This is a genomic window from Kribbella qitaiheensis (assembly GCF_014217565.1).
GTDB classification, from domain to species: Bacteria; Actinomycetota; Actinomycetes; order Propionibacteriales; family Kribbellaceae; genus Kribbella; species Kribbella qitaiheensis_A.
Window position 1 is genome coordinate 3,520,964 of record NZ_CP043661.1, and the last position, 12,999, is coordinate 3,533,962.

The following is a 12,999-nucleotide window of genomic DNA, read 5'->3' on the forward strand; positions in this document are numbered from 1 at the left end:
AGCGTACGGCGCGGCCCGCACCCGGCCGCAGCCCGTCCCGCCTGCAAGCCCTTACCAGCAGGCTGACAGAATCGTTGCTCATGGCCACCCCTGCCCAGTGGATCGAAGGCGCTCGCCCGCGCACACTCCCAGCTGCCATTGCTCCCGTGCTCGTCGGTACGGGCGCGGCCGGCTACCTCGACGCCTTCGTCTGGTGGAAGGCGCTGCTGGCGCTCGGCGTCGGCTTGGCGCTGCAGATCGGCGTCAACTATGCCAACGACTACTCGGACGGCATCCGCGGTACGGACGAGAACCGGGTCGGCCCGCTCCGCCTGGTCGGCTCCAAGGTCGCCACCCCCAGGCAGGTGAAGACAGCGGCGTTCACCTGCTTCGGTGTAGGCGCTGTACTCGGCATTGTGCTCTGCGCGACCTCCAGTTGGTGGCTGCTGGTCGTCGGGGCCGCCTCGCTGGTCGGCGCGTGGTTCTACACGGGAGGCAAGAAGCCCTACGGGTACCGCGCGCTCGGTGAAGTCAGCGTGTTCCTCTTCTTCGGCCTGGTCGCAGTACTCGGTACTACCTACGTGCAGGCCGAGAAGCTGAGCTGGACTGCCGTCGCCGGTGCAGTAGCAATCGGAGCGATTGCCTGCGCTCTGCTGGTCGCCAACAACCTTCGCGACATCCCTACGGACACCGTGACCGGCAAGCGGACGCTGGCCGTAGTACTGGGTGCTGGGCGGTCCCGGAGGCTCTATGCCAGCCTCGTCATCCTGGCGTTCCTACTGGCCATAGTGTCCGCGCTGGCGACTCCGTGGACGTTGCTGGCCCTGATCGCGCTGCCGCTGGGCTTCCGCGCGGTCAAGGTAGTCGTCAGCGACGCGGTCGGCCCTGCGCTGATCCCTGTCCTCAAGGACACCGGCCTGACCGAGCTTGTCTACGCCATCGGCCTCGCTATCGGCTTGGCCCTCGGCGGCTAGCGCTGGCCCTAACTCTGGCGGCTGGCTCTAGCGCAGGCGGCTGGCCCTAGCTCTGGCGGCCGGCTTTAGCGGACTGGCTCGCGCCAGCGGCCGGTGGCGGCGAAGCCTTCCAGCGTCTCGGCGTACGGCGCGAGGTCGATGCCGTTCCGCTTCAGCCACTCGTCGTCGTAGTACGTCTCGCTGTAGCGCTCGCCGGCGTCGCAGAGCAGGGTGACGACGCTGCCGCGAGTCCCGGTACGCCGCATCTCGGCCGCCAGCCGCAGCGATCCCCACAGGTTGGTCCCGGTCGACCCGCCGACCAGACGGCCCATCACCTTCGAGCAGAACCGCATCGCCGCGATCGAGGCCGCATCCGGTACGGCGATCATCCGGTCGACGACTCCGAGCACGAACGAGGGCTCCACCCGCGGCCGGCCGATCCCCTCGATCCGGGACGGCCGCCCGGTCGCGAAGTCGCCGTCGCCGGACTCGAAGGCCGGGAAGAAGGCCGAGTTCTCCGGATCCACCACGGCCACCGAGGTGTCGTGCCGCTGGTAGCGCACGTACCGCCCGATGGTCGCCGAGGTGCCGCCGGTGCCCGCGCCGACCACGATCCAGGTGGGGATCGGGTGGTGCTCGAGTGAGAGCTGGCCGAAGATCGACTCGGCGATGTTGTTGTTGCCACGCCAGTCGGTGGCCCGTTCGGCGTACGTGAACTGGTCCATGTAGTGGCCGCCGGTCTCCTCGGCGAGCCGCTTGGCCTCGCCGTAGATCTGCCCGGACCGCTCGACCATGTGGCAACTGCCGCCGTAGAACTGGATCAGGTCGACCTTCTCCTGGCTGGTCGAGCGCGGCATCACCGCGATGAACGGCAGCCCGAGCATCCGGGCGAAGTACGCCTCGCTGACCGCGGTCGACCCGCTGGAGGCCTCGATCACCGTCGTACCCTCGCGGATCCAGCCGTTGCACAGCGCGTAGAGGAACAGCGATCGGGCCAGCCGGTGCTTGAGCGAGCCGGTCGGGTGCACGGACTCGTCCTTGAGGTACAGGTCGACGCCGGTGCTCTCCGGCATGGGGAACACGTGCAGATGCGTGTCCGCGCTGCGGTTGGCGTCCGCATCCACGATCCGGATCGCCTCCGACACCCAGGCCCGATCCTTGTCGTTCCGCCGGTCGACCTCCCGGCACGGCAGCGGCTTACCAACCCCGTAGACTTCACTCATTGGGCCAGGCTAGCCGTACCGTGCCGGGTTGGCTTCAGCAGTCGCGCGTTCGGCTGTAGGTGGCTGGGCCGGGGTAGGCGACCCAGGTGGAGGTGCCGAACAGCGCGGCCACCACTACGCCGTCCTTGATCTGTTCGTAGTGGAGGTGAGGCGCGGTGACGTTGCCGGTGCCGCCGACGTGGCCGATCTGCTGGCTGTCGGTGACCTGGTCGTTGACTGCCACCCCGCGGTTCTGCAGGTGGGCGTAGAGCGTGTGCCAGCCGTCGCCGTGGGCGATCTCGATGTAGTTGCCGTACCCGCCGGCGTCGTACGCCGAGCGCACCACGGTCCCCGCCGCACTGGTCTTGACCGGCTTGCCGAGGTCGTCGTCGCCGGCACCCCAGTTGAGGTCCACGGCCCAGTACGACGGGCTGTGGCCGCTGCGGCTGGCGCCGGACCAGTTCTCACCACACCGGAACGGCACCCGGAGCAACGGCCGTGCAGTCACTGACTGAGCTACCTGGGCCCGCACAGCTGCCGCCTTGGCAGCCGGTACTGCGGCCCGCTGCGCCATGTAGCTCTGCGGGGAAGGGGACGGATCCTGTACTGCGCTGGCGGTGAGCGCCGGCGCGATGGCCAAGGCTGCGAGTGCGACTGCAGCCGTGAGGGCAGGTCTGATCATTTGATCCTCCATAGGGCGGTAGGAGAGTTCTCATCCACAGCCTGGGAGCCGGGCGCGGCTACGGCGAGTAGATCGACCAAACTCGACCAGACCCCGGATCGAGCTACCTTGGGACCCACACGCCGATCTGTGGGGGAACGATGACCGACAACGACGAGCGGCCGACCAGGACCAGGGTCACGCTCACCGACATCAGCTCGCGCGCCTGGGAGCACCCGGCCGACCGCGGTGCGCTGGTGGCGCTGCGGCAGCTGAAGGGGTTCGACTTCGTCCTCCGCAAGATGTCCGGGCTGATCAACGAGCGCGCCTTCCGGCTGCAGTTCCTCGGCTCCGCGATCCGGGTCGACGAGCGGCAGTTCCCGAAGATCCACCGGCTGTTCACCGAGGCGGCCTCGACCCTGGACATCCGGGAGCTGCCCGAGCTGTACGTCACCAACTTCCCGATGTGGAACGCGATGACGATCGGCATGGACAAGCCGTTCATCGTGCTGAACAGCGCGCTGGTGAAGGGTCTCGACGACGAGGAGCTCCGGTTCGTACTCGGCCACGAGCTCGGTCATGCGCAGAGCGGTCACGCGCTGTACCAGTCGCTGCTGTTCTGGCTGATGCGGCTCACCGGCGCGCTGAACTGGATGCCGATCGGCGCCCTCGGCCTCCGCGCGATCATCGCCGCGCTGCACGAGTGGGCACGCAAGGCGGAGTTGTCCGGCGACCGGGCCGGCCTGCTCGCAGTACAGGATCCTGCCGCCGCTCTGCGGGTGCAGATGAAGCTCGCCAGCGGCGGTCAGTTGGAGGAGCTGGACACGACCGCGTTCCTGGCCCAGGGCACGGAGTACGAGAGCGCGGGCGACCTGCGCGACAGCGTGCTCAAGCTGCTGCTGCTCGAGGCGGCGTCGCACCCGCTGGCCGTCGTACGGGCGCATGAGCTGCGGCGCTGGGTCGACGAGGGTGAGTACACGGCGATCGTCTCCGGGACATACCCGAAGCGGCAGGAGGACGGCGACGCCTCGATGTCGCAGGAGGCGAGGAACGCGGCCAAGTCGTACTCCGACTCCTTCGCCCGCTCCCAGGACCCGCTCGCCAAACTCCTCCGCGACATGGGCGACGGCCTAGGCGGCGTCAAGGACTGGGTCTCCTCCAAGATCCGCTGAATTGAGGTTGCCCTCGGCCTCCTCGGCGGAGAAGCTGTCCCGGTGATCGAGCTACGTGAACTGACTTCCGACGACTGGCCGGCTTGGCGCGACCTGCGCCTGGCCGCGCTGGCCGACGCCCCCGCCGCCTTCGGCTCTCTCCTCGCCGACTGGATCGATGCCGACGAGAGCCGCTGGCGGGGCAGGCTGAACGTCCCCGGCTGGCACAACCTGATCGCCGCCCTGGACGGCACCCCGGTCGGCATGGCCACCGGCGCACCCGCGGACGACGAGGACGGCGTCGTCCACATCCTCTCGATGTGGATAGCCCCCGCCGGCCGAGGCAAAGGCATCGGCGACCACCTGATGACCGACATCGAACACTGGGCTCGCGCCAACGCTGCCCACACCCTGAAACTCTCAGTTGTCAAAGGCAACGAAAAAGCGCACGCCCTCTACCTCCGCAACGGCTACGTAGACACCGACGAGCCAGGCGACCTGATGCCCGACGGAGTAAGCCGCGAACTGATCATGCGCAAGGTCTTGAAGGACTAAGCCTTTCCCACGCACCTCCTACGTCGGCGCTGCGATCAGAGAATCCAGTCGCCCGTCTACACGACCACTGGGGGGTGGCATCCCCCCCGGTGGTGCGGGCGGCATGTTCGCTAGTGGGGCGTGTCATTAATTAGGTAACGGTTGGTGGTGGGTCAGAATGGGGTATGGCGAACCGTCCTGCTGCCGCGTTGGTGCTTCGTGAGGGTGATCGGGAGCGGTTGGTGTCGTTGACGCGGTCGACGACGGTTCGTGCTGGGTTGGCGTTGCGGGCGCGGGTGGTGTTGCTGGCTGCGGGTGGGGTATCGAATACGGCGATCGCGGAGCAGGTGGGGTTGTCTCGTCCGAAGGTGATCGGGTGGCGGCAGCGCTACGTGCGCAGCGGGATCAAGGGTCTGGATGATGCCGAACGGGTGGGCCGGCCCGCGCGAGATCGATCACGCGATGATCGTGGCCGAGACGTTGAAGCCGCCGCCGAAGCGGCTGGGGGTGACGCACTGGTCGTCTCGGCTGCTGGCCGTGCGGCTCAAGGTCGGCAACGCGACGGTCGCGCGGGCGTGGCGTGACTATGGGGTGCAGCCGTGGCGCAGTGAGACGTTCAAGTTCTCCACCGATCCGGAGTTGGTCGCCAAGGTCACTGATGTGGTCGGGCTGTATCTGGCGCCACCGGACAACGCGATCGTGTTGTGTGTCGACGAAAAGTCGCAGATCCAGGCTTTGGACCGGACTCAGAAGATGCTGCCGATGCAGCCTGGTTTTCCCGAGCGCCGCACCCATGACTACGTCCGGCACGGCACCAGCACGTTGTTCGCGGCACTGGAGATCGCCACCGGCACGGTGACCGCGGCCTGCAAACCCAGGCACCGCCACCAGGAGTTCCTTGCGTTCCTCAAGCAGATCGACCGCGCCTACCCCGACGACGGCACCGGTCAGGAACTGCACCTGGTGATGGACAACTACGCCACACACAAACGGGCCGAGGTCCGTGACTGGCTGGCCGCGCACTCCCGGTTCAAGGTCCACTTCACCCCGACCTCCGGGTCATGGCTCAACCTGGTCGAGGTCTGGTTCGGCATCATCGAACGACAAGCCATCCACCGCGGGACCTTCACCTCGGTCAAAGACCTCAACACAAAGATCCGAGCCTTCATCACCGGCTGGAACGACCGCTGCCACCCCTTCGTCTGGACCAAGACCCCAGACCAGATCCTCAAGAAAGCCAACCGTCACCGAACTTCAGAAACGCTCCACTAGGGGGTAGGTCTGTCCCGACGGACAGGTAATGGCCGGCGGCATCTAGTGCACTGAAGCGCAATCGACCTCCCGCGTACGGCGTACTAGTGGTGCACTACCTGTCGGTCGGGACGGGTTTGGCCGATTGGTGGTGATGCCGAGCGCGATGGCGCTCGCGAAAGAGGCCGGTCTGACCGGTGATGACCGGGAAGACTGTCACCTGGACGCGGTCGACCAGACCGGCGGCCATCAGCGCCTGGTACAGCGACAGGCTGCCATGCGAACGCAGTGGCACGTCAGACTCCGCCTTGAGCTTCGCGATGGCGGCAACGGCGTCACCGCTCACCAGGGTCGCGTCCGGCCAATCGAGAGGGCCTTCGAGCGTCGACGACACCACCGTCAACGGCAGATGCCGCATCCGCGTGATCCACGATTCCTCCCCCCTCGAACGCCTCGGGGAACGCGGCCGCCATCTCCACGTTGTCCCGATACGTGGTGCCCCCGAACACCATCCGCTACTCCTCGCCGTACTGCGCCAGGCGACGCTCGAGGAACTCCGGACCCTGCTTACCCCAGTAGCCACCCCAGTCACCAGTGTGGGAACCGAAGCCGTTAAGGCTGCAAAAGACATCGAACGTGTAGCTAGCAGTCACTTCGTTCTCCTTGAGTTCGGGGCTGCACCCGTTGTGGGTGGCACTCACCACTGCTACGAACGCATCCCCTCCGATCCGACTCCTCCCCCGGACTTCTTTCAAAGACTTCCCGGAGCGACACCGTCGTGATGATGGAGTCGGGTGGCCGGCCCGCAGACTCAAACTGAATGTCGGTGGCGGCCGCTAGTTTCATGGAGATGAGCGCTCCATGGACCATCGCGTTGGCCACCGTCGCCGAGCAACTGAACGGCGACCGCATCGAGTGGATGCTCCTCGGCAGCGCAGCAACAGCACTCCGAGGTGTACCGATCGTTCCGGGCGACATCGACATCGCCGTCCTGACAGCCGACGGCGTCACCCGCGCCGCGACCGTCCTTCCGACGCCGGATGCGCTGGATGCGCCGGAGCGAATTCAGTCCGGCGTACCGTCCGACTGGATCAGCACGGCGGCAGAGCCGACCCTTCAATTCGGTCACATCCGCGAGCGGTGGACCTTCGGCCGATGGATGATCGACGGTGTCAAGGTCGAACTTGCCCACATCGACCAACCCGCCGTCGCCGCCTTGATGATCGAGACGCGGGCACGGCTGGTATGGCACGAGCGGGAGACTCTCAACTGCCATGGACAGCCCGTTCCGACTGTTCCGATCGAGGTGCAACTCGCCACCATGATTGCCCGGCAGCAGGACACCCGACTCGATGCGACCATGGCCGCGATCGACACGACTCGACTCAACCTGCCACTCCTGCGCCGCGCGATCTCGGACAAGCAGGCAGAAGTCCCCGCGATGACGGTTCCCCAATCGCTACAGCGCCTTCTCACGATTGCTCAAACCACGACCGACTGAGCCCGAGTGCTACCTATCCTCCCGCGCTGCGCGCCCGGCAGAATATTCATCGGATGTTTTGTCCTGCCCGCGTGGGCCAGGTAGGAATGTCCCATGCCTTTTGCGGGAACGAGCTCATGATGACGGCCACCGACTACGACAACTTCGCGAAGGCCTACGCGGCCGAGAACGAATCCGGGCTCTTCAACGCGTACTACGCGCGGCCCGCGGTGCTCCGCCTCGCCGGCGATGTCTCGGGTCGCCGGATCCTCGACGCGGGATGTGGTTCCGGGCCGCTGTCGGTGGCGCTTCGCGACGAGGGTGCCGTCGTCGCCGGTTTCGATGCCAGTGCGGCCATGCTCGACCTGGCTCGCGAGAGGCTGGGTGACGACGCCGATGTGCAGGTGGCGGACCTCCGCGCGCCGCTGCCGTACGCCGATGCCGAGTTCGACGACGTCGTGGCATCCCTCGTCCTGCATTACCTGGAGGACTGGACCGGCCCTCTCGCCGAGCTGCGACGTGTGGTGAAGCCGGGCGGTCGACTGATCGTCGCGGTGAACCACCCCAGCGCCTACGCGATCGTGTATCCCGAGGCCGACTACTTCGCGGTCACCCAGTACTCCGAGGACTACGTCATGGACGGCCAGACTGTGTGGCTGACCTTCTGGCACCGGCCCCTGCACGCCATGACAGATGCCTTTGCCGCGGCCGGGTTTCGCATCGTCACTGTCAGCGAACCACCGCCGGCGCCGGACACCCCCGCGGAACTGCTGCCCGCGGAACTGCCGGCAGGCCAGTCGTTCATGTGCTTCCTCTTCTTCGTCCTCGAGGCCGCCTGAGACCGGACTCGGGACCCACCGCGCAGTACCAAGTGCTGTTGGGTTCAGGCCAGCCAAGAGGCATAGAAGATCCCGAGCCCGAGCGCGACGAAGATCCCGGCGACGATCCAGAAGCGGATCACCACGGTCACCTCGGCCCATCCCAGGTGCTCGAAGTGATGGTGGATGGGAGCGATCCGGAAGATGCGACGCCCCGTGCCCGTGAGCCGCCTGGTCAGCTGGAAGTAGCTCATCTGCAGGAGCACGGACAGGGTCTCGAGCACGAACAGTCCGGCGACGACGGCCATCAGGACCTCGGTACGAGACATGATCGCCAGCCCGGCCACGACGCCACCGATGGCGAGGGAGCCGACATCGCCCATGATGATGCGTGCGGGCTTGGCGTTCCACCAAAGGAAGCCGACACAAGCCGCGGCGATGGCGGCCGCGAAGACCGCGAGGTCGAGAGGGTCGCGCACCTGATAGCACTGTGACTCCACCGCGGTGGGCCGCGAGGAGCCGCATAGCTGGTTGTTCTGCCAGATATTCACGATGGTGTAGGCACCGATGATCAATGCCGAGGCGCCGGCGAGCAGCCCGTCGGCGCCATCAGTGAGGTTCGCGCCGTTGGAGGTCGCGGTGACGATGAACCAGATCAACAGCAGGATCACGATCAGGGGCAGCTTGATCCCCCAGTCATGGGTGATGGAAACGTACTGCGACGCCGGCCTGACACCGCGCTCGTCGGCGAAGAACTGCGTGGACAGGACCCCGAAGACGAGCGCGACCAGCGTCTGACCCGCCATCTTGGCCCGGCTGCTCAGCCCCTGGTTGTTCTGGGTGTAGACCTTGATGAAGTCGTCGAGGAACCCCACCGCCCCGCAGCCGAAGAACAGCAACATCAGCAGCCAGGCGCTGGCACTCGGCGACCCGCCGGTCAAGATCGTTGCCGCCAGATAGGCCGCAGTCGCACTCAGCAGGATTACGAGACCGCCCATGGTCGGCGTACCCCGCTTGACGTGATGTGTAGTCGGTCCGTCGTGCCTGATCGGCTGGCCGAACCCGTGCCGGGCGAACCACCCGATAGCGAACCGGGTCCCCAGCAACGAGCACACCACCGCCAGCGCGCCGCTCAGGAATATTGCCCGCAAGACATCCAGCCCCTCTCGGCCAGTCGACTGGTCGATCCCGTCGAAGCGAGAGGGGAGTCGTCCGGCCGCCCATTGTGACTGAGTCGAGGTGTAGGTGTCGCACCCGGTGCTCCCCAACCACCTCGCACTCACCGAGTCGCGACGTAGCAGCGGCGAACTGGGGTGGGTGGGTCGAGCGCTGACGGAGGAGGCGCGAAGCGGGCGTAGTACGAAAGGAAGGGCCACACTCCCGCCCCCGGGGTGTGGCCCTTCCAGTTATTCGCCAGGTCAGCCGATGTGGACCGGCTGGCCGTCGTTGGCGAGGTCCTTGTGCTTGACGTTCAGGCCGAAGAAGGTGATGGCCGCGGCGCCGAGCATGATGAAGCAGGACACCAGGAACGCGGTGGTGAAGCCGTGAGTGGTGGCGAGCGCCGTGGCCTGGCCTTGGAGCTGCTTGACCTGGTCAGGCGATGCTCCGCCCTGCGCCGCCTTCGCCACGCCCGGTGCGAGCTCGGCGAACTTGTCCTTGATGGCGTTGGTGGAGACCGTGCCGAGGAGCGCCAGGCCGACCGCACCACCGATCTGCTGGACCGTGTTCAGTACTGCGGATCCGACACCGGAGTCCTGGTCCGCGACGCCACTGACCGCGGTCAGCGTGAGCGGTACGAAGATCAGGCCCATGCCGAAGGCGAGCACCAGGATGAAGGGCAGCAGGTGGGTGAGGTAGGTGGAATCCACCTCGAGCCGACTGAAGCCGAACATGCCTACCCCGACCAGGACCGCGCCGACACCGGAGATCCAGCGCGGGTCGACCCGGGCCACCAGGGTCGACGCGACCTGCGCGGCGACCACGATGCCGACGCTGAACGGCAGGAACGCGAAGCCCGTCTTGATCGCGCTGTAGCCCATGATGTTCTGCACGAAGATGCCGAGGAAGTAGAACATCGAGAACATCGACGCGCCGACGAGCAGCATCACGAAGAAGCTGATCCCACGGGTCCGGTTGGCGAGGATCCGGAACGGCATCAGTGCGTGCCGGGACCGGGCCTCGATACCGAGGAAGACAGCGATCAGGGCCAGGCCGCCGAGGATGAAGGCGAGCGTGACGCCGTTGCCCCAGCCCTTCTGCGCGGCGTGCGTGAGGCCGTAGACCAGTGCGGTCAGACCGACGGTTCCGGTGATCGCACCGGGGATGTCGAACTTGCCCTTCTGCCGGGCGGACTCACCGAGGTAGCGGATCGCCAGCACGGCCACGACCAGGCCGATCGGGGTGTTGATGAAGAAGGTCCAGCGCCAGGAGGCCTCGGTCAGCACACCACCGAGGATCAGACCGACGGCCGCACCCGCACCGGACATCGCGGCGTACACGCCCATCGCGCGGTTACGCTCTTTGCCGGCCGGGAAGGTGGTGGTGATCAGCGCCAGCGCGTTCGGCGAAGCCGCCGCGGCGCCCAGGCCCTGCAGGATCCGGCTGGCCAGCAGCAGGGTCTCGTTCTGGGCGATACCACCCAGGAAGGAAGCGATGCCGAACAGCACGACACCGAACATGAACACCTTGCGGCGGCCGAGGATGTCCCCGATCCGGCCACCGAGCAGCAGCAGACCACCGAAGGCCAGCGCGTAGGCGTTGACCACCCACGGCAGCGAGGCGTTGCTGAAGCCCAGGTCGAGCTGGATGTGCGGAAGGGCGATGTTGACGATGGTGCCGTCGAGCACCACCATCAGCTGCGCCATGCAGATCAGCGCGAGTGCGACACCGAGATTGCGGTGGCCGTGCGCCGGCACCGAGTCGACCGGCCGCTCCGGCGGATCGGCCTTGATGACGTCTTCAGACATGCTGGAAAGTCCCCTCTTGGGTGTTACTGGCTAGTGGTCGCTGAGTCCGGCCCCACACCGGTCAGCTCACCTGCGACCCCCGCGCCGCAGGCAGAATCACGTGGTCGATGACTCGCAGGATCAGGTCCTCGGTCGGCTCGACGCCGAGCACGAAGGCGTGGTGGATGATCAGTGCGGGCAAAGTCTGGGCAAGCAGTTCGACGTCGACATCGGCGCCGATCTCCCCCCGCTGTACGGCGCGTGCGTACACCCCGTTGGTGATGGCCACCCGGGGCGCCAGGAAGCGCTCCTTGAAGGCTTTCTGCAGATCCGCGTCCCGGTGCAGCGCGGTCAGCAGGCCGGCCATCACCGACATCGGCATCTCGGAGGTGAAGCCGCCCTCGCTACAGGCCAGCGAGATCAGGTCGCCCCGAAGGCTGCCGGTGTCGACGTCCTCCTGCACCGAGCAGCCCTTCGCCCGGCTGATCGCGTCGACGACCAGCTCGGCCTTGGTCGACCAGCGGCGGTACAGCGTCGCCTTGCTGGCCTTGGCGGCCGTGGCCACCGCGTCCATGGTCAGCCGGTCGTAGCCCAGTTCGGCGACGACCACGACGGTCGCGTCGAGGATCTCGTCCTCGCGGCCGCCTTCGACCCTGGGCCGCTGACGCGGGCCGGCTTCAGCACTGTCTGACATGAGTTGATGATCACCCTGTGTGACTAATCGGGCACCGATAGAACGAAACGGTTTCGTTTCATCAACCACGATAAGACTCATGTGAAGGAATGCACAAATGATTTTGCGGCAAAAGACAGAGTGGTCTACGTCACACTGCGTACCAGTCGTGCGCTGGTACCACGAATTCCAGCCCGGCTCAGCGTGCTGGTTGAAATCAGTCCTCGTCCTCAGCGGAACGGGCCGCCTCGACGCGGGAAGCCATCCGGCCCGCGCGTTGTTCAATATTGGCCGCAAGCCGATCTCGGGCGGCCCGAAGGACGAAGATCGACAGGATCGACGTAACGATCAGCGCCAGCAGGAGCAGCGACCAGATCGACAGCCGACCATGCAGGGCGACCCAGAGCACCCCGAAGCAGACCGCGAACAATACGAATCGCAGGCCGGTGTAGATCCCGAATTCCTTCACCACAACTCCTCAAGCCGATCCCAGGGCTTCAGCATCACAGGCCCGCTCGGCGCTGATGACGACCCCCTGCTGCGATTACGCTGCGGATGCGATCACCTACTTTCAGTAAGGATCAGTCATCATGCGACTCCGCAGAGCACTGTCATTCGTCGCCGTTCTCGCGCTGGCCTCCGGATCGGCTCCAGCCATGGCCGCCGACCGCTCAGGTCTCGATGACCCAGTCTACCGGTACGCCGTGGCGCACCCACTCGACCTCGCTGGCCTCGACCGCGTCTCCAGGCAGTACTCCGGAGCAGGAATCCAGGTGCAGCTCAACGGGATCGAGGGCCCGCTCCCAGGCCCGGAGGCACAGCGTGTGCTCGACGAACGCTGGACCCGCCGGAAGAACGCGCTCGGCCACAGTCCGGCCGACAACCTCTCGGTCGGCTTCGTGTGGGTGGGCGCCGTCGCCCGCGGGATCTGGGACTTCCGGGACGGTTACGTCGGCGGGGTCGCCCCAGTCGACCTGTCCAGCGTCCAGCTGTCACTCGGCTGCACCCGGATCAAGCAGACCATCACCAGGACCTACGACTACACGAACGAGCAGACCCCGAACGCGGCGTACCTGTATCACGGCGGGCTGGGCACCAACGCCCCGATCAGTGCGGTCAAGGATGCGACCTCGGGCCACAAGATGGTCACCGATCACGGTGTGACCGACGTGATCCTCACAAAGCCCAGAGGATGCGGCAAGCACAGCCATGGAGCGCAGTACACCTACGAGCACAACCAGGGACAGTCAGGGTTCAGCGGCTCGGCCGGCTGGGGCTTCCTCAGTGTCAGCTACACCGGCGGCGGCGTGCACTTCCAGAAGGGCACCGACCCGTCCTGGAAGACCTTCTGA

Annotated in this window: 14 protein-coding genes and 1 pseudogene; 7 read left to right on the plus strand and 8 right to left on the minus strand. The window is 66.3% G+C overall.

Going from position 1 to position 12,999, the window contains the following annotated elements; translation table 11 throughout:
• The first annotated feature begins 80 nt into the window (after positions 1-80).
• Positions 81-953 carry a 1,4-dihydroxy-2-naphthoate polyprenyltransferase gene (locus tag F1D05_RS16345; RefSeq protein WP_185448465.1) on the plus strand — a complete coding sequence of 291 codons (873 nt, stop codon included), beginning with the start codon at positions 81-83 and terminating at the stop codon, positions 951-953.
• 65 nt (positions 954-1,018) lie between these two features.
• Here F1D05_RS16345 and F1D05_RS16350 read toward each other — a convergent pair whose 3' ends face one another.
• On the minus strand, positions 1,019-2,155 hold the full coding sequence (locus F1D05_RS16350) for a PLP-dependent cysteine synthase family protein (protein ID WP_185448466.1): 1,137 nt from the start codon (positions 2,153-2,155) through the stop codon (positions 1,019-1,021).
• A 34-nt stretch (positions 2,156-2,189) separates the two neighbouring features.
• Complete coding sequence (locus F1D05_RS16355) at positions 2,190-2,816, minus strand: M23 family metallopeptidase (protein ID WP_185448467.1); 627 nt, start codon at positions 2,814-2,816, stop codon at positions 2,190-2,192.
• Between the two features lie 140 nt (positions 2,817-2,956).
• On the opposite strand from F1D05_RS16355, the gene F1D05_RS16360 reads away from it, so the two are divergent.
• From F1D05_RS16360 to F1D05_RS16370, 3 genes and pseudogenes are all read left to right on the plus strand, one after another.
• Positions 2,957-3,967, plus strand: a complete 1,011-nt coding sequence (locus F1D05_RS16360) for a M48 family metallopeptidase (RefSeq protein WP_185448468.1) — start codon at positions 2,957-2,959, stop codon at positions 3,965-3,967.
• Positions 3,968-4,009: 42 nt separating this feature from the next.
• On the plus strand, positions 4,010-4,501 hold the full coding sequence (locus F1D05_RS16365; protein WP_185448469.1) for a GNAT family N-acetyltransferase: 492 nt from the start codon (positions 4,010-4,012) through the stop codon (positions 4,499-4,501).
• Between the two features lie 164 nt (positions 4,502-4,665).
• Positions 4,666-5,752 (plus strand): annotated as a pseudogene (locus F1D05_RS16370) (IS630 family transposase).
• A 94-nt stretch (positions 5,753-5,846) separates the two neighbouring features.
• Here the strand turns inward: F1D05_RS16370 and F1D05_RS16375 are convergent.
• Positions 5,847-6,149: a dihydrofolate reductase family protein gene (locus tag F1D05_RS16375; RefSeq protein ID WP_343066607.1), complete on the minus strand. Its 303-nt coding sequence runs from the start codon at positions 6,147-6,149 to the stop codon at positions 5,847-5,849.
• A gap of 97 nt (positions 6,150-6,246) precedes the next feature.
• On the minus strand, positions 6,247-6,384 hold the full coding sequence (locus F1D05_RS40320) for a hypothetical protein (RefSeq protein WP_246486995.1): 138 nt from the start codon (positions 6,382-6,384) through the stop codon (positions 6,247-6,249).
• 197 nt (positions 6,385-6,581) lie between these two features.
• Between F1D05_RS40320 and F1D05_RS16380 the strand changes: the two genes are divergently transcribed.
• Both F1D05_RS16380 and F1D05_RS16385 read left to right on the plus strand, forming a co-directional pair.
• A complete protein-coding gene (locus tag F1D05_RS16380; RefSeq protein ID WP_185448470.1) occupies positions 6,582-7,232 on the plus strand; it encodes a hypothetical protein in 651 nt (216 codons plus the stop codon).
• A 119-nt stretch (positions 7,233-7,351) separates the two neighbouring features.
• Entirely contained in the window at positions 7,352-8,050 is a 699-nt protein-coding gene (locus F1D05_RS16385; protein WP_185448471.1) for a class I SAM-dependent methyltransferase, read from the plus strand.
• Positions 8,051-8,094: 44 nt separating this feature from the next.
• Here the strand turns inward: F1D05_RS16385 and mraY are convergent, their stop codons facing one another.
• The 4 genes from mraY to F1D05_RS16405 all read right to left on the minus strand — a co-directional run bounded on the left by mraY (position 8,095) and on the right by F1D05_RS16405 (position 12,116).
• Positions 8,095-9,180, minus strand: coding sequence for a phospho-N-acetylmuramoyl-pentapeptide-transferase (mraY, locus tag F1D05_RS16390; RefSeq protein ID WP_185448472.1), 1,086 nt, complete (start codon positions 9,178-9,180; stop codon positions 8,095-8,097).
• A 267-nt stretch (positions 9,181-9,447) separates the two neighbouring features.
• Positions 9,448-10,995 carry an MFS transporter gene (locus F1D05_RS16395; protein WP_185448473.1) on the minus strand — a complete coding sequence of 516 codons (1,548 nt, stop codon included), beginning with the start codon at positions 10,993-10,995 and terminating at the stop codon, positions 9,448-9,450.
• A gap of 61 nt (positions 10,996-11,056) precedes the next feature.
• Entirely contained in the window at positions 11,057-11,668 is a 612-nt protein-coding gene (locus F1D05_RS16400; protein WP_185448474.1) for a TetR-like C-terminal domain-containing protein, read from the minus strand.
• A gap of 196 nt (positions 11,669-11,864) precedes the next feature.
• Entirely contained in the window at positions 11,865-12,116 is a 252-nt protein-coding gene (locus F1D05_RS16405; protein WP_185448475.1) for a DUF4229 domain-containing protein, read from the minus strand.
• A gap of 121 nt (positions 12,117-12,237) precedes the next feature.
• Between F1D05_RS16405 and F1D05_RS16410 the strand changes: the two genes are divergently transcribed.
• On the plus strand, positions 12,238-12,999 hold the full coding sequence (locus F1D05_RS16410; RefSeq protein ID WP_185448476.1) for a hypothetical protein: 762 nt from the start codon (positions 12,238-12,240) through the stop codon (positions 12,997-12,999).